The organism is Mesorhizobium sp. KR9-304 (assembly GCF_040049215.1).
In the GTDB taxonomy this organism is placed as follows: domain Bacteria; phylum Pseudomonadota; class Alphaproteobacteria; order Rhizobiales; family Rhizobiaceae; genus Mesorhizobium_K.
The window spans coordinates 317,033-338,048 of the sequence record NZ_JBDZDN010000004.1 but is presented as its reverse complement, the minus strand read 5'-3'; the positions used below and the strand labels follow the sequence as shown (position 1 = coordinate 338,048).

Here is a 21,016-nt window from a genome sequence, read left to right as displayed (position 1 = left end):
GGGCGTCCGACAACGCGAACGGCCCGCAAGCGTTCCGCTGTGCCTATTCTAGATCCAGCCGAGAAGCTCCCGCCGCACCAGTATCTCGATCACTTCCATGCCTTCGGGACTGTCGTTCAGGCAGGGGATATGCGCGAAATTCGTGCCGCCGGCATGCAGGAACTCGTCGCGCACCTCGCGGCCGATTTCGTCCAGCGTCTCGATGCAGTCGACGGAAAAGCCCGGATTGAGGATGGCGATCGACTTCACGCCCTCCTTTGCCAGCCGTTCGACTGTCTTGTCGGTATAGGGCTGCAGCCATTCCTGGGCGCCGAAACGCGACTGGAAAGTGGTGATCAGCCGCTTGTCGTCCCAGCCGAGCCTTTCCCGCAGCAGCCGCGTCGTCTTCTGGCAGTGGCAGTGATAGGGGTCGCCCTTCTCGAAATAGGGCTTCGGGATGCCGTGATAGGAGGCAAGCACGACCTCCGGTTCGAAATCCAGCTTGGCGAGGCTCGCCTGCAGCGAGCGGGCGAGCGCGTCGATATAGACCGGCTCGTCGTAATAGGGCGGCACGGTGCGCACCGCCGGAGCAAGCCGCATCTTCATCAATGCGCGGAAAAGCTGGTCGTTGGCGGTCGCCGTCGTCGTTGCCGAGTATTGCGGATAGAGCGGGAAGGCGAGGATGCGGTCGCAACCTTTATCGGCAAGCTGCTGGACGGCGCTCCTCGTCGACGGATTGCCGTAGCGCATGCCCCATTCGACAACCACCTGCGGCAGGTCGCCGAACGCTGCCGCCAGCTTCTCGGCCTGGCTGCGCGTATAGGTCCGGAGCGGCGACTCGTCCTTCTCGCGGTTCCAGATGCGGGCGTAATTCGCGCCGGATTTCTTGGGCCGCGTCGTCAGCACGATGCCGTAGAGGATGGGGTACCAGATCGGTCGCGGCAGTTCGATGACGCGCGGGTCCGAGAGGAACTCGCGCAGGTAGCGCCACATCGACTTGAAATCGGTGCCGTCGGGTGTGCCGAGATTGACAAGCAGAACGCCTGTTTTGCGCGGCTTCACCGGCGGATGGCCGGCGGGGAGGGGGCCGGTAGCTGATGCCTTCTGGGTGTCGGTCGTCATTCCGATCTCTTTCGCCGGCGAGAACGTAGTGGCGCGGCCGGTGTTTTCAATGCCGCGTCGGGACGCGGCCCGAGGCGAACCCTTACAGGCTGCGGTCGGCACAAGCAAAGGCCCGCCCGGTCAACCCGGGCGGGCCTTGCTTTCAACCTTGCCGAGCTTAGCTGGCCGGCGGGAGCTTCAGCGTCGAGCCGATTGTCAGATCGTTTGCATTGATGCCCGGATTGGCGTCGGCAATCGCCTTCCACTTGGAGCCCGCGCCATAGGTCTTCTTGGCGATTTCCCACAGCGTGTCGCCGGCCACAACCGTGTGCGTGGCTTCCGCCGCTGCGGCCGGCGCGGTCTCTACGGGAGCCGTCTCAGCCGGTGCGGCAGCGACGGTCGGCGGCGTGCTTGCAATGTCGGCCGATCCGGCCGGCGGTGCTGGCATGGCCGGCTCCGCGGGCGCAACCGCTGCCTCGGCTGGCGCCGGTGCGGGCTCAGCCGGCGCAGCCTCGGCCGGAGCGGCGGCGGCCGCTGCGGCGATCTCGGTAATGCGGCCGTCGAGTTTCGGCGTATAGGGCCGGTTGGCGGTCAGATAGTCGGCGACCACCTGCTCCAGTCCCGGGCCGTAATCATAGGCGTTCTGCGCATTGTCGGCGAAGACCTTGTAGCCATCGCCGCCCTTGCGCATGAAATTGTTGGTCGCGGCCAGATAGGTCTTGGCCGGATCGATCGGCGCCCAGGCCCCGTTCTCCATCACCTCGACCGACTTGATGCGGCTGCCAGCAGGCGCCGACTTGTCGAAGGAATATTTCAGCCCGGCCACCTGCGTGAAGCGACCGCCGCCTTCCTCGATCTCGCTGGCGCCATTCTCCAACGCGTCGACCACGTCCTTTCCAGTCAACTGGAAGGTGGCCAGCGTGTTCTGGAAGGGCAGCACCGTCAGCACCTCGCCCATGGTGATGACGCCCTGGTCGATGGAGGCGCGCAGGCCGCCGCCGTTCTGGAAGACGATGGACACGCCCTGGCCCTTGACGCGGTCGAGGATCGCGTCCGAGACGAGGTTGCCCATCTCGCATTCGCGCGCGCGGCAAGTGTCGCGGCTGCCGTCGATCGGGGCTGTGGTCTCGGAGACTTCCTTGGTCTTCAGTTCCTCTATGGGACCGGCCAGTTCCTTGACTCGCGCCAGGACGGCGGCGTCGGGCTCGATGGACTTGTCAAGGAAGATCGGGTCGCCCTTGGCTTCCTTGACGACGCCGTTGTCGTCGAAGGTCACGGTGAACTCGCCGAGATATTTCGAGTAGGACGCCGCCTGCGTCACCGGCACCTTGTAGCCATCAGGGTTGTCGATCATCGTCGGATACGGCCCTTCGGCCTTGTCGTCGGTGTTCGACAGCAGCGAATGCGAATGGCCGCCCACCACCACGTCGACGCCGGGGATCTTGGCGATCATCTCCTTGTCTCTGGGATAGCCGACATGGGTGAGCGCGATGATCTTGTTGACGCCCTCGGCCTTCAGCTTCTCGACCTCGGCGGTTATGGTCGCGATGTCGTCCTCGATCGTGATGTTCGGGCCGGGCGAGGAAATCTCGGGCGTGTCGGTGGTCACCGCGCCGACGATGCCGATCTTCTGGCCGCCGACGTCGAGCACCAGCGATGGCTTGATGCGGTCGCCGACCTTGGAGGCCGCGCTCGCCTGCACGTTGGCACTGAGCACCGGGAACTTGATCTCGTCGAGGAAAGGCGCCAGCGCGTCCTCGCCGTCGTCGAACTCGTGGTTGCCGACGGTCATGGCGTCGAACTTCATCAGGTTCAGGAATTCGGCCTCGGCCTTGCCCTTGTAGGTCGTGTAGAACAGCGAACCCTGGAAGTTGTCGCCGCCGTTGAGCAGCAGCACGTTCTGGCCCTGGAGCTTGTTGCGTTCCGCGGCGATCGCGGTGACCAGGCGGGCAGCGCCGCCGATGCATTTGCCTTCAGTCTCCTCCTCGGCCGAACAGGTCGATTCGTATTTGTTGTTCGACTCGATGCGGCTGTGCCAGTCGTTGATGTGCAGGATGGTCAGCGTGTAGTCGGCAAAGGATACTCCGGCCGATGTTCCGAGAGCCCAGGCCGACAGCGCGGCGATTGCGGCGATCTTTCTCATAAAACGTCTCCCGATATGAATGCGCGCGACAGCGTCTAGCGCGTTTCGTTGACGGAATTGTCTCAACGATCCTTGGTCTGGATGTTCACACCCGGATTTCGCCGATGCAAGTGAAAAACCGCGCCAGTTCGAGTGCGGGAGCTAGCGGGAATAGTCCCGAATATCTTCTATCACCTTGCCGTCATTGGGCAGGCTTCCGGGCTCCACCGCGGCGACCGTTCCCGACAGGCCGGTCACCTCGCGCAACGCCGCCTCGATCGCCTTGAGGTCGATTTTCGTGGATCCAGCGGGCTCGATGTCCAGCCGCATCGCGTCGCGGTCGCCGTCGCGCGACACGACCAGCCTCGCCTTGGCGATTTCCCTGTGCCGGCGAAGCAGTTCGGCGACCTGCCTGGGATCGACAAACATGCCCTTCACCTTGGTGCGCTGGTCGGCGCGGCCCATCCAACCCTTGATGCGCGTGTTGGTCCGTCCGCAGGGCGAAACACCCGGCAGCACCGCCGACAGGTCGCCGGTGCCCAGCCGGATCATCGGATAGGCCGGGTTGAAGTTGGTCGCCACGACCTCGCCGACCTCGCCCTCCGGCACCGGATCGCCGGTGCCCGGCCGCACGATTTCGAGGATGAGGTTCTCGCTGACGATCATGCCTGGATTGGGCGAGCCGTCTTCCGCCGCGCTCTCATAGGCGATGACGCCGAGCTCGGCCGTCGCGTAGGCCTGCAGCACGCCGACGCCGCGTTCCGCATACTCCTGCCTTAGCGCCGGGAACAGCGCGCCGCCGGACACCAGCGCGCGCCGGAAGGACGACAGGTCGCGGCCCATTTCGGCGGCGCGGTCGAGCATGATCTTCAAGAAATCCGGCGTACCGCAATAGACGCCGGGCCTGAGCACCGCGGCGGCTTCGACCTGCGCGTCCGTATTGCCGGCGCCCGCCGGAAACACCCCGCAGCCCAGCGCACGCGCGCCTTCGTCGAGGATGAAGCCGCCTGGGGTCAGGTGATAGGAAAAGGCGTTGTGGACGATGTCTCCGGCGCGCACGCCCGCGGCAAAAAAAGCCCGCGCCGATTGCCAGGGATCGATGCCCGGCCCCTGCACCTCCCAGACCGGGCCGGGTGACTGGAACAGCCGCGCGCCGCGCAACGCCTCCGGGTCGGCGAAGCCGCCGAAGGGCGGGTCCCTGGCCTGAAATTCCGCGAGTTCTGCTTTGCGCAGCACCGGCAGCTTCGCCAGCGCCGCGCGGCTGTTCACGGCCGCGGGATCGGCACCGTCGAGCCAGCGCGCCAGAGCCGGAGCCTTGGCGATTGCGCGTTCCAGAAATTCCGGCAGCCGGCCGAACAGGTCGGACTCGCGGCGGCTAGCATCCTGCATCTCCAGTTCGTCGAAATGGCCGGCCATGGCGCTCCTCCGGGCAGACGGACTATCGCAGCAGTCTGATCCAGCGCGCAAGGTTGACCAGCGATATCAGCGCCCCGGCGAGGTAGGTGAATGCCGCCGCCCGCAGCACGCTCCTCACCGCCGGCATGTCGACCGCATCGACATACCCTCCGGATTCCAGGATCGGCAGCGCCTTGGTAAAACTTGCGTCCGTTTCCACCGGCAGCGTGACAAGGTCGACGATCACGCGCACCGCCAGCAGCGCGATGCCGAGGCCGATCAGGCCGAAGAAGGCAAGCGGTGTGCGCGCCAGGCCGCCGAGGATCGGCGAAGCGATGAAGAACACGCCGGCGAAACGATCCGTCACCGACGCGAAATTTCACCAGGCGCTGTCGCAACGCCAGCATTCTGTCGCCGCGCGCATCCTGAAGCGCATGGCCGACCTCATGCGCGGCGATGGCGACCGCGGATAGCGAGCGGCCGTCATGGTGCTTGGCGACGAGGCGCACCGCTTTGGCTTCCGGATCGTAGTGATCTGCTTTGTCGGTGATCTCGACAGTCACGCCGCTCAGGTCGAAGCGGTTGAGCAGATGCCTTGCCAGTTCCCCGCCGGTGCCGTCGAGGTCCGGCCGCTCGGCGTCATGACGGTCGATGGTATGCCGCACCAAGAATTGCGGCAGCACCACGATTGCCAGCAAAAAGACGACGAAGACGATGGCCATCGACGCCCTGAAATTCCCAAGCGGTCAGGCGCGCCGCGTCAGCACGAAGTTCGTGCCTTCCTTACTTGTGCAATTGAGCTGGCTAGCCGAAGCCAGGCGGCAGTTAAACTCGATTCCTGGTGGCTGACCTCTGGACTGACGCACTTTGGATATGCCTGTTATGTGAACGTCGGTTGGGCTAGTGAGCACGTATGTACCGCTGGCAAGGGACTCGCCTGTACCTACAAATGTTGAGGTAAATTGGCCGCCGGAAAGGGTCGACAGCCCGGTTCCCTGTGCGTCGATCCACGTGCCCTCGATGCCGGTCTGGGCACGTTTCACCGGCGCACCGCCACCACCGCTGCCGAAACCCATGCAGCCGGCGAGGATGACGCTCAGGCCGGCAGCAACACCCGCCGAAAACACTTTGCGTGCAATCGTCATGATCTGTTCCCTCTCTCTTCCGACCCGTTTCCCTCAATCGCCCTATTTTCGAACGAAAGCAAGGCGCAGCCGAGGTTGAACACCCAAGCTGTGCCCCGGAACCGTCGGACCGCGACGTGAACGGTCAGCGGACCAAAACGTTGCGGAACTGCCACGGATCTTTTTCGTCGATATCTTCCGGGAAGAGGCCCGGCCGGCCCTCGAGCGGCGTCCAGTCGGTGTAGTAACCCCGGACCGGGCCGAGATAGGGCGACTGCACTTCGAGGCAGCGGCGGAAATCCATCTCGTCGGCCTCGACGATGCCGGCGTCCGGGTTTTCCAGCGCCCACACCATGCCGGCGAGTACGGCCGAGGTCACCTGCAGGCCGGTCGCGTTCTGGTAGGGGGCGAGCTGCCTCGCCTGCTCCAGCGAAAGGTGCGAGCCGTACCAATATGCGTTCCGGTCATGTCCGTAGAGCAGGACTCCGAGCTCGTCATTGCCGTCGATCAGCTCGTCCTCGTCGAGTACGTGATGCACCGGCTGCGCCTTGCCGCCATTGCCGAACATCTCGTGCAGCGACAGCACCGCGTCGTTGGCCGGGTGGTAGGCGTAGTGGCAGGTCGGGCGGTATTTCAACTTGCCGTCCTTGCCGCGCACGGTGAAGAAATCGGCGATCGAGATAGCCTCGTTGTGCGTCACCAGGAAGCCGTACTGAGCGCCAGGCGTGGGGCACCATGTGCGCACGCGCGTGTTGGCGCCCGGCTGTTCCAGATAGATCGCCGCCTGGGTGCCGTGCTTGTGTTTCCTGGCGTTTTTCGGCATCCATTTCTCATGCGTGCCCCAGCCGAGTTCGGCGGGCTGCATGCCTTCCGAGATGAAACCCTCGACCGACCAGGTGTTCCAGAACACGTTGAGGGGCTTGGGTTTTTTCGCGCGCTGGGTGTCGCGCTCGGCGATGTGGATGCCCTTGACCCCGGCCTTCTTCATCAGCTTGGCCCAGCCCTCGCGGTCATCCTGCGCCGGCTCGGAAAACTCCATGCCGAGATCCTTGGCGAGATTGACCAGCGCCTGCTTCACGAACCACGACACCATGCCGGGATTGGCCCCGCAGGTGGAGATCGCCGTCGGTCCGCCCGGCTTCGCGTGCTTTTCCGCCAGCAGCGACTCGCGCAGCGCATAATTGGTGCGTGACGCGTTGTCCGCGGTTTTATCGAAGTAGAAGCCGAGCCAAGGCTCCACGACGGTATCGATGTAGAGGACGCCCAGCTTGCGGCAGAGCCGCATCAGGTCGACCGATCCGGTATCGACCGACAGGTTGACGCAAAAGCCCTGGCCGCCGCCCTGGGTCAAAAGCGGGGTGAGCAGCTTCTTGTAGTTCTTCCTGGTCACCGCCTCGTTCACGAAGGCGATGCCGCGCTCGTCGAGCAGCTTCCTGTCGGTGTCGCGCGGGTCGATGACGGTCATGCGTGACTTGTCGAACTTGAAGTGGCGCTCGATCAGCGGCAGCGTTCCGCGCCCGATCGAGCCGAAACCGATCATCACTATGGGGCCGGTGATCTCGCCGTGGACGGGCCAGTTTTCATTCGCCATTTTGGGCAGCACTCCGCTGTTGTTGGGTATTGACCAAGGCTCAAAGCACATCCCGCCGTCACAATAAAGGGCAGGCGGGTTGGCGATGAGAAAGGATAGCCGAACGGCTATCCTTTCTTGACGGCGGCGCAAAACCGTGAATAGGTAGCCGCATGGCTATGCATCAGCAGAACCTTCCGGCGATTTTTGGTGCGCTATCCGACCCGACGCGATTCTCCGTCGTCGAAAGGCTGGTGCGTGGACCGGCCTCGGTCTCGGATCTTGCCGAGCCATTCGCCATGGCCGGCCCCTCGTTCCTCAAACACCTCAAGGTTTTGGAGCAAGCCGGCCTGATCACGTCACGGAAATCGGGGCGTGTGCGCACCGTCGAGCTTGCGCCCGACACGATGAAATCGGTCGAGGACTGGATTCGAACCCACCGCAGTGCTTGGGAACGGCGCCTCGATGCGCTTGGAACATTTCTTGAAAAGGACCTGCAATGACCGAAGCATCAATTGTCCACGACAGCTTCACCCTGGAACGCATCTACCCCAACTGCCGCGAACATGTGTGGTCGGCATGGTCGATGCCCGCCAAGAAGGCGAAATGGTTCGGCGACGGCGATCACAGCATGGATTTTCGCGTCGGTGGCGCCGAACGCGTCTCGTCCCGAAACGGGATGGGCGAGCACGTCAACGAAACCCGCTATTTCGAGATCGTCGAGGGCGAGCGGATCGTCATGGCTTATTCGATGGCGATGAACGGACGCATCCACAGCGTGTCTCTCGCCACCGTCGTGCTGGCGGACGAGGGTGGCGGAACGCGCCTCACCTTCACGGAGCAGATGTGCGTGATCCCGCCAAGCGACGGGATCGAGGGGCGACGCCACGGCTGGGGTGATCTGCTCGCCGCCTTGCAGCGTTTCTTGGCTAACGACGTGCCGAAGGCCGCGGCCGTCGCCTAAGCACGGGATCTGCCGGTCGAGCCGCGCACCACAAGTTCGACCGGCATCACCACCTGGCGCGGCGGGCCGTTCGCAAGCACGATCTCGGCAGCCAGCCTGCCCTTGCCGACGATGTCCTGCGCGACCGTCGTCACGACAAATCCGTACCGTACCGTACGGTACGGTTTTGGGTTGCCCGACGCGCTCTTTCGTATTAACTACGCCGCGAACCAAGACCAATCCAACAACGGCCGCCGCCTCCAAGGAAAGCCCCATGCCCGCCTATCGTTCACGCACCACCACCCATGGCCGCAACATGGCCGGCGCGCGCGGGCTCTGGCGCGCCACCGGCATGAAGGACGGCGACTTCGGCAAGCCGATCATCGCCGTGGTCAATTCCTTCACGCAATTCGTTCCGGGCCACGTCCATCTCAAGGACCTCGGCCAGCTGGTCGCGCGCGAGATCGAGGCGGCCGGCGGCGTCGCCAAGGAATTCAACACCATCGCGGTCGACGACGGCATCGCCATGGGTCATGACGGCATGCTCTATTCGCTGCCATCGCGCGAGATCATCGCCGACAGCGTCGAGTACATGGTCAACGGCCATTGCGCCGACGCCATGGTCTGCATCTCCAACTGCGACAAGATCACGCCCGGCATGCTGAATGCCGCCATTCGCCTCAATATCCCCGCCGTCTTCGTCTCAGGCGGGCCGATGGAAGCCGGCAAGGCGATGGTCAAGGGCAAGCTGCAGGCTCTGGACCTGGTCGACGCGATGGTGATGGCGGCCGACGACAAATATTCCGACGCCGAAGTCGAGACGATCGAACAGAACGCCTGCCCGACCTGCGGCTCGTGCTCCGGCATGTTCACAGCCAACTCGATGAACTGCCTGACCGAGGCGCTCGGCCTGTCACTGCCCGGCAACGGCTCGACGCTCGCCACCCATTCCGATCGGAAGCGCCTGTTTGTCGAAGCTGGACACCTCATTGTCGATCTCGCGCGCCGCCACTACGAGCAGGACGACGAGACGGCGCTGCCGCGCTCGATCGCTACCAAGAAGGCGTTCGAGAACGCCATGGCGCTCGACATCGCAATGGGCGGCTCCACCAACACGGTGCTTCATATCCTCGCCGCGGCTCATGAGGGCGGCGTCGACTTCACGCTCGACGACATCGACGCGCTCAGCCGCAAGGTTCCGGTGCTCTGCAAGGTCGCCCCCGCCAAGAACGACGTCCACATGGAGGACGTCCACCGTGCCGGCGGCATCATGGCGATCCTCGGCCAGCTCGACCGCGCCGGGCTCATCAACCGCGAGGAGCCGACGGTCCACGCCGTCACCATGGGCGACGCGCTCGACCAGTGGGACATCTCGCGAACCAATTCGGAGAACGTGCGCCAATTCTTCATGGCGGCGCCCGGCGGCGTGCGCACCACGCAGGCCTTCTCGCAGTCGAACCGCTGGGCCGAACTCGACCTCGACCGCAAGGCGGGCGCGATCCGCTCGGCGGAGAACCCGTTCTCCAGGGATGGCGGCCTCGCCGTGCTGAAAGGCAACATCGCGCTCGACGGCTGCGTGGTGAAGACGGCGGGCGTCGACGAGTCCAATCTCACCTTCACCGGCCCGGCCGTCGTCTATGAGAGCCAGGACGCGGCGGTGAAGGGCATCCTCTCCAACGAGGTCAAGGAGGGCGATGTCGTCGTCATCCGCTACGAGGGTCCGAAGGGCGGGCCGGGCATGCAGGAGATGCTCTATCCGACCAGCTATCTGAAGTCGAAAGGCTTAGGCAAAGCCTGCGCGCTTCTGACCGACGGACGTTTTTCCGGCGGCACGTCGGGCCTTTCAATCGGCCACGTCTCGCCCGAGGCGGCGGAGGGCGGCATGATCGGCCTGGTGCGCCAGGGCGACATCATCGAGATCGACATCCCCAACCGCATCATCAACCTCAAGGTCGACCGGGCAACCCTCGACGCCCGCCGCGCCGAGCAGGATGCGAAGGGCTGGAAGCCGACCGAAAAACGCAAGCGCAACGTGACAACCGCGCTGCGCGCCTACGCCGCCTTCGCTACCAGCGCCGACAAGGGCGCCGTGCGCATCGTGCCGGGGGAGTAGGAGTTCGAAGCGACCTTTTTTGCTGCGGTACTGAGCCTATCTCTTCTTCGGCTTGCTCGGCTTTACTTTCTGTGTCAGTGCCGAGGCAGCTACCGACTTCACCGCCTTTGGTGTCGATTTCGAGCGCAGCAGTTTGCTCGCGATCGACGCCACCTTCTTACTGGTAGTCTCGCTTTTCTTAGCCATTCGAACCCTCATTGGCTCTTGACTGCGACACTACAACCTACACTGAGTCGCAGTTGCCCGCGATGGAGGGCGCAAGTCTCCAAAAACAAAAGACCGGAGAAAAATCTCCGGCTCATGTCACATCAGGCGTTGCCATCTCGTCTTGTCTCCGGAACCATCTGAAAGGAGACGACGATGACCGCTCGAATGAACCCCTATGTGAAGCACTTCGGCTTGGTGAAGCCGCTGATCGATCTCGGAAAGACCGTTCAGGCCTACGGCCTGGAGGAAAATCTCATGAAGCTCGTCGAGATCCGGGCCTCGCAGATCAATGGCTGCGGGGTTTGCCTGGACATGCACTCGAAGGAGGCGCGCCAGGCAGGCGAGACCGAGGAGCGGGTGCTGATGCTCAGCGCCTGGCGCGAGACGACGCTCTACAACGAACGCGAGAAGGCGGCCCTCGCCTGGACCGAGGCGCTGACGCTGCTGCCCGAGAAGGGCGCGCCCGACGATGTCTACGAAGCAGTACAGACCGCGTTCAGCGGGGAGGAGCAGGTGGCGCTGACGCTGCTCGTCGGTATCATCAACAGCTTCAACCGGATCGGCGTCGGCTTCCACGTGCCGCCGATTTCGCAGCACCAGCGCAAAGCCGCCTGATGGCCGATATGCGGCAACAGCAGGACGCGGCGGCGGGTTTCGATCCGCTGCGTCCGACCCTGTTGCGCGTCGCCTACCGCATGATGGGCTCGATGAGCGACGCGGAGGACGTGGTGCAGGACGCCTTCCTGCGCTGGATGGCCACCAACCGGTCGGCCGTGCGGCAGCCGGAGAGCTTCCTGCGCCGAACCGTGACCCGGCTCTGCCTCGACCAGTTGAAGTCGGCGCGCCGCCGCCGCGAGGTCTATCCCGGCGAATGGCTGCCCGAGCCGGTGATCGAGACCGAGGAAGGCGAACCCGACGACGTCACACTGCCCTTGATGATGGCGCTCGAGCGCCTGTCGCCGCTGGAGCGCGCCGCCTTCATCCTGCACGACGTGTTCGGGGTCGGCTTCGAGGAGGTCGCCGAAACGCTCGGCCGCGACGCCGCCGCCACCCGCCAGCTTGCGGCCCGCGCGCGCAATCATGTGCGGGCCGACCGTCCGCGCTTCGACCTGCCGAAGGAGAAGGGGCTGGAGATCGCGGAGGCTTTCTTCCAGGCTTCGCGCAGCGGCGACATGACCGCACTCGCCGGGCTGCTCGCGGCGGACGTCACGATGCACGCCGACGGCGGCGGCAAGAAACCCGCTACGATGAAGCCAATGCTAGGCTTCGACGAGGTCATGCAGTTCCACACGGCGCTGGCGCAGTTCTTTGCGAAGAACGGCTCCCGCTTCATGCGCCACGCCGTCATCAACGGCCTGCCCGGCTTCGTTACCGTGGAGAAGGACGACACGCTGCAGACCACCGCCCTCGACATCCGCGACGGCAGGATCGTCGGCATCTACATCATGCGCAACCCCGACAAGCTGAAGCATGTCGAGCGCACGCTGAGTTGAGCCGCAACGCAACGCACCCCTCTAGGCTCGCCTGAACTGAGTGCCGCCGGCTTGAACATTAGGGCGCACTAAAATTGATTTGACGACAGGCTCGCAAGCCTACCAAATGGGGTCGCCACCAGCTTTCTGGTTTGACCGGCAAATTGGGAGGATAAAATGGACAGCTTGAATCGTAGATCGGCAATGGCTCTCGGCCTGACCGCGGCAGCGGTGCCTTTTTTCGCTGTCGCCACCTCGGCGCGCGCCGCCAAGCATTACGGTCCTGATGAAGGCAAGGAACTTGCTCCGGGTGTCCGGTTGGTTGAAGTCGGCGCCGGAAATTCCGACATCCCCGCCTATAAAAGCATTCAGATCGTCGATGTGGTGTTTCAGCCCGGCGCGGTCGCGCCTGCAACGGTGATGGACAACGACATGGTCTGCATGATCACGGCGGGCGAGTTCACGATCAAAAAAGTAGATAAGGAGTTCAACCTCAAGGAAGGCGACATGTATACCTGCGCCAAAGGAACGACCGACGAGGCCAAGAACACCAGCAACGTAGTCGGCGTGCACCGGATCGCCGTCCTCGTCCCGGCCTGAGCGGGAATCTCCGGCTGGACTAGCGACGCTCCTGGCGCGAGAGTCCAGCCATTCCTTCGAGTGCCTCCACCAACCGGTCGCGGTCGGCGGTCAGGCCCTTGTAGTCGAGTTGTTCCGCGTCGAGCGCCATGAGTTGGCCGGCGAAGGAAGCGGCGAGCACCGCCCGATCTGGTCGGCCCTTCAGCAGCGCGATCGGGTCGAGGTGGATGCGGATCGTGAAAAGAATGTCTCCCGACACAGGCAGCTTCCTCAGCGTCTGCCGTTCCACACGAATGAACGCGCGGGCCGCCGCCTCGACATCGGGGAAGCGGATCGGCCTGCCGGTGGCGCGGTCGATGCGCCCGGCATTCGACAGCGGATGATAGAGCGCGTCGCCCGCCTGGATCGACCAGTTGAAGCGCTCGACCGGCTGGCCGACCTGAAGCTTGTCGAACATGCGGTCGATCAGCCCGGCATTGCGCGTGCCGGGGCCGAAGCCAGGCACCGGCTCATGGATCGTCGACATCGGCTTGCCGAATTTCTCCGTCAGCAGCCAGGACGACGGGAAGCAGAGCGACCCTGCTGCAAGCCGCCAGCCCTCTTCACCGCGGCGCATCACGATCAGGTCTTCCTGCACAAGCAACGAGGCCTTGTGGAGTGACGGCAATTTTCGCGCGTCCAGCCCCTCCAGCTCGGGGTGGCCGATGACGATCAACCGATCGCCCTCCCTGCGATAGCGCTCCGGAAACCGCGCCGGCAGATGCTCGCTGAGAAGCGCCAGCACCTCCGCCTGTGCTTCCTCGGTGCCTTGCTCGGCGACGAAGACATCGTCGGGATGCTCGGCATAAATTCGCCGCTTCTCGGCGAGCTGGAAATCGAAGGTCTCGTCGATCTCGATCCAGTTCCTGAGATCGAGCGGCTTCAGCCCGATCTGGAACAGCTTCGACGAACCGTCATAGGGCGTGTGGATGGGGAGGTGCGTCACATCTGGTCTGTTTGTTAATCCGTGGCGATACCGCGCCAGGCAGACTACTGCAATGTCTGAATGCTATGCCAACTTTGCCCTGATCAGCCCGCGCAGCGAATTGCCGACGAAGATCGTCTGCACCGCACGCAGATCGGCCTCGGTCAGCACCGCCTCGCGCGCCTTCCCCTGCTCGATCATCTCGCCGCGCAGCACGCCCGGCAACAGCCCGCATTGGAGCGCCGGCGTAACCAGCACCGGCTCGCCGGCATCGACAAACACGTTGGTGATCGTGCCCTCGCACACCTCGCCGCGCTGGTTGAGGAGCAGCACCTCGTCGGCCTCCTCGCGCGAAAACTCCGCCCGCGCCGCTTCGTAGGTCGCCCGCCGCGTCGTCTTGTGGCGGATCAGCGGATCGTCGGCATCGAGCCGCGTCTTGGCGATGCGCAGCGTCCACACCGCACCCACCGCCAGCGGTTCGAACGGCGCCGTCGTCGCCTTTGCCTCGCCGTCCTGAGCCAGCGTCAGTCGCACCCTGAGCGGCACGCGCTCGCCCCGGCATTCCCTGAGCGCCTCGCCGATCGCTTCGGGGTCGGCGACAAAGCCCAGCGCGTGTGCCGAGGCGTAGAGCCGCGCGAGATGCCGGTCGAGCCGCACGAAACCTTCCTGCGGCTGCCAGCGCAGCGTCTCGATCAGCTCGAAGCCGGCGGGCGTCCCGTCGCGTAGCGCGCCTTCAGCAGGCATTCGGCATATTCCTCCTCGGCCGTGGAATCGAACACCACGCCGCCGCCGACATTGTAGACCGCCTCGCCGTCGGGGAAGAGCGTGATGGTGCGTATCGCGACATTGAAGCGCATGCGGCCGCCCGGTTCGATCCAGCCGATGGCGCCGCAATAGGCGTTGCGCGGCGCCGTCTCCAGCGCGCGCAGGATCTCCATGGCGCGGATCTTCGGTGCGCCGGTGATCGAGCCGCAGGGAAACAGCGCCGCGAAGATATCGCGGATCGAGAGACCAGGCAGAAGCTTGGCGCGCACCTTGCTCACCATCTGGTGCACGGTGGCGAAGCTTTCGATGCGGAAGAGTTCCGGCACGTCGAGCGTGCCGACCTCGGAAATCAGCGAGATGTCGTTGCGCAAGAGGTCGACGATCATGCGGTTCTCGGCCTGGTTCTTCGGATCGTTGGCGAGGAAATGCTTCAGCTCCTCGTCCTCCGCGGGGGTCTTGCCGCGCGGCGCGGTGCCCTTCATTGGATGCGTCTCGATCCAGCCGTCGCCGTCGATCTCGAAGAACAGTTCCGGCGAGCGCGACAGGATCACCGGCCCGCCCAGATCGACCAGCGCGCCATATTTCACCGCCTGCCGCTCCGCCAGCGCATCGAAGGCCGACAGCGGATCGCCCGTCCATTTCGCCTCGACCGGAAAGGTCAGGTTCGCCTGGTAGCAATCGCCCTCGCGCAGATGCCGGTGCACCCGGTCGAAACGTTTTTTGTAGTCCTCGAACGACCAGGTCGCCTTGACCCCGAAGATCGGCCCGTTGGTGCGGGGCCGGTCCCGGGGCAGGGGCTCTTCGGAGGGGCCGTCGAAGACGCCGAGCACCATCAGCGGCGTTCGCCTGTCTCTCGGGATGATGGTGCTGAGTTTCGGCTCGAACAGGTAGCCCGCCTCGTAGGAGAAATAGCCGGCCAGCCATTTGCCGGCGTCATGCTGCTTCTGCGCCGCTTCCAGCGCCGGGAAAAATTCTTCGACCTTGTCGGCGACGATCACCTTCGCCGGCCGGTCGAACAGCACTTCGTCGCCCGAAAAATCGTCGCGGAACAGGATGTAGGGATTTCTTGGCGCAGCCATAGGCATCGATCCGATGAGGTTGAGCGCCTCAGAGTCCGTATGAAAACTCGCCCTGCCGAGTCCTATGGCGTGGTTTTCGAAAACCGGAGCGCAGCGTACATTCAAGTACGTGAGCACCGGAAGCCGAGAAAACCGCGTCAGATGGCCGGCAGGGTAGAGTTGGCAAGCGGGCTCTCAGTCCAGCGCTTCCAGTTCGTCGATCAGCCCGCCGATCACGCCAAGCCCGATCTGCCAGAATTTCGGGTCCGAGGCGTCGAGGCCGAAAGGCTTCAGCAGCTCCGAATGATGCTTGGTGCCGCCGGCCTTCAGCATCTCGAAATACTTGTCCTGGAATCCCCGCTCGGCATTCTGGTAGACGGCGTAGAGCGAGTTCACCAGACAATCGCCGAAGGCATAGGCATAGACGTAGAAGGGCGAGTGGACGAAGTGCGGGATGTAGGTCCAGAACGTCTCGTAGCCCTCGCGCAGCCTGATTGACGGACCCAGGCTCTCGGCCTGAACCTCCAGCCAGAATTCGCCGAGCTTGTCCGAGGTCAGTTCGCCGTTCCGGCGTTCCGTGTGCACCTTGCGCTCGAATTCGTAGAAGGCGATCTGGCGCACCACGGTGTTGATCATGTCCTCGACCTTCTGGGCGAGCATCGCCTTGCGCTCGCGGCGGTCGGATGTCTTGTCGAGCAGCGAGCGGAAGGTCAGCATCTCGCCGAACACCGACGCCGTCTCGGCGAGCGTCAGCGGCGTCGAGGCCATCAGCGCGCCCTGGCCGGCGGCCAGCACCTGGTGCACGCCGTGGCCGAGCTCGTGCGCCAGCGTCATCACGTCGCGCGGCTTGCCCATATAGTTCAACAGCACATAGGGATGCGCGGAAGGCACCGTCGGATGCGCGAAGGCGCCTGGCGCCTTGCCGGGCCGTACCGGCGCGTCGATCCAGTTCTTGTCGAAGAACACCCGCGCGATCTCGGCCATGTCCGGCGAGAAATCCTGGTAGGCCGACAGCACCGTGTTCTTCGCTTCGTCCCATCCGATCGTCGCCTGCGGGGTCTCGGGCAGCGGCGCGTTGCGGTCCCAGTGGTTCATCTGGTCCATGCCGAGCCAGCGCGCCTTCATCGCATAATAGCGGTGCGACAGGCGCGGACAGGCGTCGCGAACGGCGGCGGCGAGCGCATCCACGACGCTTTTCTCGACACGGTTCGCCAGATGCCTGGAATCGGCGATGTCCTGGAAGCCGCGCCAGCGGTCGGAAATCTCCTTGTCCTTGGCCAGCGTGTTGGTGATCAGCGTAAATGTGCGCAGATTCTTGCGGAAGGTCGCGGCGAGCGCCTCCGAGGCCTGCTTGCGCACCTCGCCGTCGGCGTCCTGCAACCGGTTCAGCGTCGGCTCGAGCAGCATCTCCTCGCCGCCGACGTCGAAGCGAAGCTCGGTCATCGTCTCGTCGAAGAGCCGGTTCCAGGCCCCGCGGCCGGTGACCGACTTTTCATGGAAAAGCTGCTCGATCCGGTCTTCGAGCTGGTAGGGCTTGTCCTTCCTGAGATCGATGACCCAGGGCCGGTAGTGGCCGAACAGCGGATCGGCGTCGAGCGCGCCGGCGACCAGCGCGTCGTCGATCAGGTTGAGCTCCAGCGCGAAGAACAGGAGATGCGCGCTGGCATCGGTCATCTTCTCCTGGATGTCGCCGTAGAGCTTGGCGCGTTTCGGGTCGGAGGTGTCGCCGGCATAGACCAGCCCGGCATAGGAGGCGATGCGGCCGATCAACTCTTCCAGTGCCTCGAAATCGCGAAGCGCCACGCCGAGCTGGGCTGCCGCGCCCTTCTCAGCCTCGGCCGCCAGCGTGCCTTTCCAACGGTTCTCGAATGCCTGCGACTCACGCCCTGCGCGCTCGATATCGGCCTTCAGCTCCGGGGCGTCCATGCCGGAATAGAGGTCGGTGAGGTTCCACTCCGGCAGGTCGCCGAGCGCGGCCTTGGCCTGTCCGGGTATCGCGGCTCCCGTTCTTTGCGCTGAAAATGCCCGCATTTGATCGCCTTCCGGTCCGAAGCCGTGAAAAGTCTAAAGACTTCGTTCACCGGCTTTTTTGAAGCGTTATTTAGAAGCCTGTGCCAAGTTGATCCAGTCGCCGGCAACGGCTCCCGAAGCAGGTCTCGAAATAGCGACCCCTCATGGCAGGTTCCATCCTCATAGTCGATGACGATCCGGTGCAGCGGCGGCTGCTGCAGGCGGCGGTCACGAAATTCGGCTACGAGGCGGTGCTGGCGGAGGGCGGCGAAGCGGCGCTCGCGGCACTCGAAGCCGGCTCCGGCGGCGGCATCGCCGCGGTCGTGCTCGACCTCGTCATGCCCGGGATGGACGGCATCGGCGTGCTCAACGCCATGCGCGAGCGCGACATCTTCACTCCGGTGATCGTCCAGACCGCGCAAGGCGGCATCGACACCGTCGTATCGGCCATGCGCAGCGGCGCCTTCGATTTCGTCGTCAAGCCGGCCTCGCCCGAGCGCCTGCGCACCGCCATCGCCAATGCGCTCAAGGTCGAGGCGCTCGAAGCCGACGCCAAGCGCGCGCAACGGAAAGGCGGCGTCATCACCTTCAAGGACATCGTCACCAGAAGCCCGGCAATGGACAAGGTGATCCGCCTTGCGCAGAAGGCCGCCGCCTCGAACATCCCGATCCTCATCGAGGGCGAATCGGGCGTCGGCAAGGAGCTTGTCGCCCGCGCGATCCAGGGTTCGGGCGAGCGGCGCTCGAAACCCTTCGTTACGGTGAATTGCGGCGCCATTCCCGACAATCTGGTCGAATCGATCCTTTTCGGCCACGAAAGGGGCTCATTCACCGGCGCCACGGACAAGCACACCGGCAAGTTCGTCGAGGCGCATGCGGGCACGCTTTTCCTCGACGAGATCGGCGACCTGCCACTCGACGTGCAGGTCAAGCTGTTGCGCGCCGTGCAGGATGGCGAGGTCGACCCGGTCGGCGGCAAGTCTACCGTCAAGGTCGACATCCGGCTGATCTCGGCCACGCACCGGGACCTTTTGCAGCAGGTCAAGGACGGCGCCTTCCGCGAGGATCTGTTCTACCGCCTCAACGTCTATCCGATCGTGGTGCCGCCGCTCAGGGAGCGGCGCGCCGACATCGCACATCTGGTCCGGCACTTCATGGCGCGCGTGACTTCCGGCAAGGGTCAGGCGCCGCGCATCAACTCGATTTCCGAAAGCGCGCTCGCCATGCTGGAGGCCTATGACTGGCCGGGCAACATCAGGCAGCTCGAAAACGCGGTTTTCCGGGCCTCCGTGCTGTGCGACGGCGACGTGCTCACCGAGGAGGAATTTCCGCAGATCCGCGCCCAGGTGGAGGGCTCGATCAATCTCGACCGCCACGAGGCCGAGCCGACGGCAGCCGCCGCCGCGCAGCCTCAGCCCGCCGCAAAGTCCTTCGGCATCGTCAGGGCGCTCGACGAGCGCGGCAATGTGCGGGCGCTCGCCGACATCGAGCTTGAAATGATCAAACTCGCCATCGACCACTACAACGGCCAAATGAGCGAGGTTGCGCGGCGGCTGGGGATAGGGCGCTCGACGCTCTACAGGAAGCTCAAGGAGTATGGTATCGATCCGGAAGCCGGCAGGCCCGAGCGGTTGGCGTCCTGAAGGCCGGTGAATTGTGGCAGGGCCGATCGCAACGGCGCGGTTTGGCCTGAAAACCGGTTGCCACTTTTCGGGAGGATGCTCTAGGATTTGATTTAAACCCGCGATTTACCAAGAAACCGGCTTGACGGATTGCACCAGAATGTCGCCACGGTGTTACCGCATTTCGGCTTCAATAAGCGGGGATTAACCATTAGGTTCGATATTCGGATGTCACTCCAACACATCCGTGCGTCATCTCCGGGGACAAACGGCAGCCTGCAAGGCCTTTTGATTTGACCAGAACAGACCGATCCATCAACCGGCGGACGAAAACCGCGGTCTGGCCGAAGTGGCTGACTGGTTTCATGCTGGCGCTTGGTATCCTGATGCTTGCAGCGCCGGTCGCGCGAGCCGAGACCCGCACCCTCAAGCTCTATTTTGTCCACACCAAGGAACGCGCGGAGATCACCTTCAAGCGCAACGGCCGCTACGATCAGGCTGGCCTGAAGAAAATCAACATGTTCCTGCGCGACTGGCGGCGCAACGAGCCGACCAAGATGGACCCGCGCCTGCTCGACCTGGTGTGGGAGACCTATCGGGCCGCCGGAGCCAGCGACTACATCCACGTCGTCTCCGCCTACCGCTCGCCGGCCACCAACTCGATGCTGCGCAAGCGCTCGAAGGGCGTCGCCAACAAGAGCCAGCATATGCTCGGCAAGGCGATGGATTTCTACATTCCAGGCGTGTCCCTGAAGAAGCTGCGCGATACGGGCCTCAGGATGCAGACCGGCGGCGTCGGCTATTATCCGCGTTCCGGTTCGCCCTTCGTCCATCTCGATGTCGGCAATGTCCGCCACTGGCCTCGCATGAGCCGCAAGGAACTCGCCGCCGTCTTCCCGAACGGCAAGACCCTGCATGTGCCGTCCGACGGCAAGCCGCTGCCCGGCTTCGAGACGGCGCTCGCCTCCTACGAAACGCGTAAGAAGAACGGCACCACCGCACTGGCGCTTGCTTCGAGCCCGTCGTCGAAGTCGAGCAAGTCCGGCGGATTGCTGTCGGCGCTCTTCGGCGGCGGCGCCGACGAGGAAGAGGATAACGGCGCGAGCGAAGAGTCCGTTGCGGCGGCTCCGGCTGCCCGGACGCCGAAACCGTCCGGCGACATCCAGATCGTCCCACCTGAACTCGCCAATCCCGCTTCCGTCCCGGCGGGCGAAGAGGAAGTCGACCAGACGCCGGAAACCATCATCGCCGCGCTTCCGGTGCGCGACATTCCGCTGCCGATCTTCGCGCCGCGGCCGCAGGCCGATGTCGGCCCGGTTGGCTCCGTGAACCCGGCCGAACCCGACAGCGTGCCGTTCGGCATGGCCGCCGAGATCCTGCCGGAAGATGGCGGCGACGAAATCGGCGAGGAGGCCGACGCGGCCATCCCGCTGCCGACCTGGCGTCCGGATCTGCAGGACGGCTCAGCGCTTGTCGCGCTCGCCGCCGTGCAGCCCGAAAGCCGTTCCGATATCGAGGAAGCCGCTGCTTCCGGGCTCAGCACGTCGCAGCCAGGCGATATCGCGGCCGCGGTCGAGGAAAACGAACAGCGTCTGGCTGTCCTCTCGAATGCCGACGGCCTCGATGAGGCGGTGGACGTCCTGTCCAAGCAGGCGCGCCTCTCCGCCTCACCCGCCAAAGTCAAGACGACCGGCAAATCCGACCGCGCCCAAAGCGGCGCCAGCAAGCCGGCGCCGAAACCGCTGGTCGTGGCCGCGCAGCCTGAAAGCGCGCGCTGGGCGCTCGAAACCGAAACCCAACTCGCCTACGCCGCCGGCGGTCCCTCGGTCGCCCATCTGCGCAGCGTGCCGAGCGAGGTCTATGCCACCGGCTTCCAGCGCAACACGGTGGTGGCCGACGCCGGCCGCTTCACCGGCAAGGCGATCAGCTTCATGCCGGTCGCCCGCTTCCAGACCAACTGAGCTCCCGCACCCCGGAAAGCAGAAAGAGCGG

20 protein-coding genes and 1 pseudogene are annotated in these 21,016 nt (G+C 64.4%); 8 read left to right on the top strand and 13 right to left on the bottom strand.

The window, feature by feature from the left end; translation table 11 throughout:
- Positions 1-48: 48 nt before the first annotated feature.
- The 7 genes and pseudogenes from hemH to ABLE71_RS21335 all read right to left on the bottom strand — a co-directional run bounded on the left by hemH (position 49) and on the right by ABLE71_RS21335 (position 7,312).
- Positions 49-1,101: a ferrochelatase gene (hemH, locus tag ABLE71_RS21365; protein WP_348785499.1), complete on the bottom strand. Its 1,053-nt coding sequence runs from the start codon at positions 1,099-1,101 to the stop codon at positions 49-51.
- Positions 1,102-1,258: 157 nt separating this feature from the next.
- Positions 1,259-3,223 (bottom strand): 5'-nucleotidase C-terminal domain-containing protein, encoded by a 1,965-nt coding sequence (locus ABLE71_RS21360; protein WP_348785498.1) that lies wholly within the window; start codon positions 3,221-3,223, stop codon positions 1,259-1,261.
- 141 nt (positions 3,224-3,364) lie between these two features.
- The gene (locus ABLE71_RS21355) at positions 3,365-4,618 is read right to left on the bottom strand and encodes an AMP-binding protein (RefSeq protein WP_348785497.1); all 1,254 of its coding nucleotides are present in this window, start codon (positions 4,616-4,618) and stop codon (positions 3,365-3,367) included.
- Positions 4,619-4,640: 22 nt separating this feature from the next.
- Positions 4,641-4,964 carry a zinc metallopeptidase gene (locus ABLE71_RS21350; RefSeq protein ID WP_348785496.1) on the bottom strand — a complete coding sequence of 108 codons (324 nt, stop codon included), beginning with the start codon at positions 4,962-4,964 and terminating at the stop codon, positions 4,641-4,643.
- A 67-nt stretch (positions 4,965-5,031) separates the two neighbouring features.
- Positions 5,032-5,319: pseudogene (locus ABLE71_RS21345) on the bottom strand (zinc metallopeptidase); the annotation flags it as partial.
- A gap of 24 nt (positions 5,320-5,343) precedes the next feature.
- Positions 5,344-5,742: a hypothetical protein gene (locus tag ABLE71_RS21340; RefSeq protein ID WP_348785495.1), complete on the bottom strand. Its 399-nt coding sequence runs from the start codon at positions 5,740-5,742 to the stop codon at positions 5,344-5,346.
- 124 nt (positions 5,743-5,866) lie between these two features.
- Entirely contained in the window at positions 5,867-7,312 is a 1,446-nt protein-coding gene (locus tag ABLE71_RS21335; protein ID WP_348785494.1) for a homospermidine synthase, read from the bottom strand.
- 152 nt (positions 7,313-7,464) lie between these two features.
- Here ABLE71_RS21335 and ABLE71_RS21330 point away from each other — a divergent pair, with 152 nt between their 5' ends.
- Both ABLE71_RS21330 and ABLE71_RS21325 read left to right on the top strand, forming a co-directional pair.
- Positions 7,465-7,794 (top strand): metalloregulator ArsR/SmtB family transcription factor, encoded by a 330-nt coding sequence (locus ABLE71_RS21330; RefSeq protein ID WP_348785493.1) that lies wholly within the window; start codon positions 7,465-7,467, stop codon positions 7,792-7,794.
- On the top strand, positions 7,791-8,255 hold the full coding sequence (locus tag ABLE71_RS21325) for an SRPBCC domain-containing protein (protein ID WP_348785492.1): 465 nt from the start codon (positions 7,791-7,793) through the stop codon (positions 8,253-8,255). Before ABLE71_RS21330 ends, ABLE71_RS21325 begins: the two co-directional genes overlap by 4 nt.
- On the opposite strand, the gene ABLE71_RS21320 is transcribed toward ABLE71_RS21325, so the two are convergent.
- Positions 8,252-8,389: a hypothetical protein gene (locus tag ABLE71_RS21320; RefSeq protein ID WP_348785491.1), complete on the bottom strand. Its 138-nt coding sequence runs from the start codon at positions 8,387-8,389 to the stop codon at positions 8,252-8,254. The two genes, ABLE71_RS21325 and ABLE71_RS21320, sit on opposite strands and share 4 nt — an antisense overlap.
- A 119-nt stretch (positions 8,390-8,508) precedes the next feature.
- Between ABLE71_RS21320 and ilvD the strand changes: the two genes are divergently transcribed.
- Positions 8,509-10,347: a dihydroxy-acid dehydratase gene (ilvD, locus tag ABLE71_RS21315; protein WP_348785490.1), complete on the top strand. Its 1,839-nt coding sequence runs from the start codon at positions 8,509-8,511 to the stop codon at positions 10,345-10,347.
- A 36-nt stretch (positions 10,348-10,383) separates the two neighbouring features.
- On the opposite strand, the gene ABLE71_RS21310 is transcribed toward ilvD, so the two are convergent.
- Positions 10,384-10,533, bottom strand: coding sequence for a hypothetical protein (locus ABLE71_RS21310; RefSeq protein ID WP_348785489.1), 150 nt, complete (start codon positions 10,531-10,533; stop codon positions 10,384-10,386).
- A gap of 174 nt (positions 10,534-10,707) precedes the next feature.
- Between ABLE71_RS21310 and ABLE71_RS21305 the strand changes: the two genes are divergently transcribed.
- The 3 genes from ABLE71_RS21305 (at position 10,708) to ABLE71_RS21295 (ending at position 12,626) form a co-directional block, all read left to right on the top strand.
- Positions 10,708-11,169, top strand: a complete 462-nt coding sequence (locus tag ABLE71_RS21305) for a carboxymuconolactone decarboxylase family protein (protein ID WP_348785488.1) — start codon at positions 10,708-10,710, stop codon at positions 11,167-11,169.
- Complete coding sequence (locus tag ABLE71_RS21300) at positions 11,169-12,047, top strand: sigma-70 family RNA polymerase sigma factor (RefSeq protein WP_348785487.1); 879 nt, start codon at positions 11,169-11,171, stop codon at positions 12,045-12,047. Before ABLE71_RS21305 ends, ABLE71_RS21300 begins: the two co-directional genes overlap by 1 nt.
- Before the next feature lie 156 nt (positions 12,048-12,203).
- Positions 12,204-12,626 carry a hypothetical protein gene (locus ABLE71_RS21295; protein WP_348785486.1) on the top strand — a complete coding sequence of 141 codons (423 nt, stop codon included), beginning with the start codon at positions 12,204-12,206 and terminating at the stop codon, positions 12,624-12,626.
- A gap of 19 nt (positions 12,627-12,645) precedes the next feature.
- On the opposite strand, the gene ABLE71_RS21290 is transcribed toward ABLE71_RS21295, so the two are convergent.
- From ABLE71_RS21290 to ABLE71_RS21275, 4 genes are all read right to left on the bottom strand, one after another.
- Positions 12,646-13,590: a DUF3445 domain-containing protein gene (locus tag ABLE71_RS21290; RefSeq protein WP_348785485.1), complete on the bottom strand. Its 945-nt coding sequence runs from the start codon at positions 13,588-13,590 to the stop codon at positions 12,646-12,648.
- 63 nt (positions 13,591-13,653) lie between these two features.
- Positions 13,654-14,313, bottom strand: a complete 660-nt coding sequence (locus ABLE71_RS21285; protein ID WP_348785484.1) for an aminotransferase class IV family protein — start codon at positions 14,311-14,313, stop codon at positions 13,654-13,656.
- Complete coding sequence (locus ABLE71_RS21280; RefSeq protein WP_348785483.1) at positions 14,262-15,413, bottom strand: aminodeoxychorismate synthase component I; 1,152 nt, start codon at positions 15,411-15,413, stop codon at positions 14,262-14,264. The genes ABLE71_RS21285 and ABLE71_RS21280 overlap by 52 nt, the downstream gene beginning before the upstream one ends.
- 174 nt (positions 15,414-15,587) lie before the next feature.
- Positions 15,588-17,423 (bottom strand): M3 family oligoendopeptidase, encoded by a 1,836-nt coding sequence (locus tag ABLE71_RS21275; RefSeq protein ID WP_348785482.1) that lies wholly within the window; start codon positions 17,421-17,423, stop codon positions 15,588-15,590.
- Between the two features lie 143 nt (positions 17,424-17,566).
- Between ABLE71_RS21275 and ABLE71_RS21270 the strand changes: the two genes are divergently transcribed.
- Both ABLE71_RS21270 and ABLE71_RS21265 read left to right on the top strand, forming a co-directional pair.
- Complete coding sequence (locus tag ABLE71_RS21270) at positions 17,567-19,045, top strand: sigma-54 dependent transcriptional regulator (RefSeq protein WP_348785481.1); 1,479 nt, start codon at positions 17,567-17,569, stop codon at positions 19,043-19,045.
- 272 nt (positions 19,046-19,317) lie between these two features.
- Positions 19,318-20,985 (top strand): DUF882 domain-containing protein, encoded by a 1,668-nt coding sequence (locus tag ABLE71_RS21265; protein WP_348785480.1) that lies wholly within the window; start codon positions 19,318-19,320, stop codon positions 20,983-20,985.
- Positions 20,986-21,016 lie beyond the last annotated feature (31 nt).

What these genes read in the sequence shown, in the direction of transcription:
- ABLE71_RS21295 (WP_348785486.1), top strand. Translation starts at nt 12,204, where the DNA reads ATGGACAGCTTGAATCGTAGATCGGCAATGGCTCTCGGCCTGACCGCG.
- ABLE71_RS21275 (WP_348785482.1), bottom strand. Translation starts at nt 17,423, where the DNA reads ATGCGGGCATTTTCAGCGCAAAGAACGGGAGCCGCGATACCCGGACAG.
- ABLE71_RS21355 (WP_348785497.1), bottom strand. Translation starts at nt 4,618, where the DNA reads ATGGCCGGCCATTTCGACGAACTGGAGATGCAGGATGCTAGCCGCCGC.
- ABLE71_RS21270 (WP_348785481.1), top strand. Translation starts at nt 17,567, where the DNA reads ATGGCAGGTTCCATCCTCATAGTCGATGACGATCCGGTGCAGCGGCGG.
- ABLE71_RS21300 (WP_348785487.1), top strand. Translation starts at nt 11,169, where the DNA reads ATGGCCGATATGCGGCAACAGCAGGACGCGGCGGCGGGTTTCGATCCG.
- ABLE71_RS21360 (WP_348785498.1), bottom strand. Translation starts at nt 3,223, where the DNA reads ATGAGAAAGATCGCCGCAATCGCCGCGCTGTCGGCCTGGGCTCTCGGA.
- ABLE71_RS21325 (WP_348785492.1), top strand. Translation starts at nt 7,791, where the DNA reads ATGACCGAAGCATCAATTGTCCACGACAGCTTCACCCTGGAACGCATC.
- ABLE71_RS21280 (WP_348785483.1), bottom strand. Translation starts at nt 15,413, where the DNA reads ATGGCTGCGCCAAGAAATCCCTACATCCTGTTCCGCGACGATTTTTCG.
- ABLE71_RS21310 (WP_348785489.1), bottom strand. Translation starts at nt 10,533, where the DNA reads ATGGCTAAGAAAAGCGAGACTACCAGTAAGAAGGTGGCGTCGATCGCG.
- hemH (WP_348785499.1), bottom strand. Translation starts at nt 1,101, where the DNA reads ATGACGACCGACACCCAGAAGGCATCAGCTACCGGCCCCCTCCCCGCC.
- ABLE71_RS21285 (WP_348785484.1), bottom strand. Translation starts at nt 14,313, where the DNA reads ATGCCTGCTGAAGGCGCGCTACGCGACGGGACGCCCGCCGGCTTCGAG.
- ABLE71_RS21340 (WP_348785495.1), bottom strand. Translation starts at nt 5,742, where the DNA reads ATGACGATTGCACGCAAAGTGTTTTCGGCGGGTGTTGCTGCCGGCCTG.
- ilvD (WP_348785490.1), top strand. Translation starts at nt 8,509, where the DNA reads ATGCCCGCCTATCGTTCACGCACCACCACCCATGGCCGCAACATGGCC.
- ABLE71_RS21330 (WP_348785493.1), top strand. Translation starts at nt 7,465, where the DNA reads ATGGCTATGCATCAGCAGAACCTTCCGGCGATTTTTGGTGCGCTATCC.
- ABLE71_RS21335 (WP_348785494.1), bottom strand. Translation starts at nt 7,312, where the DNA reads ATGGCGAATGAAAACTGGCCCGTCCACGGCGAGATCACCGGCCCCATA.
- ABLE71_RS21305 (WP_348785488.1), top strand. Translation starts at nt 10,708, where the DNA reads ATGACCGCTCGAATGAACCCCTATGTGAAGCACTTCGGCTTGGTGAAG.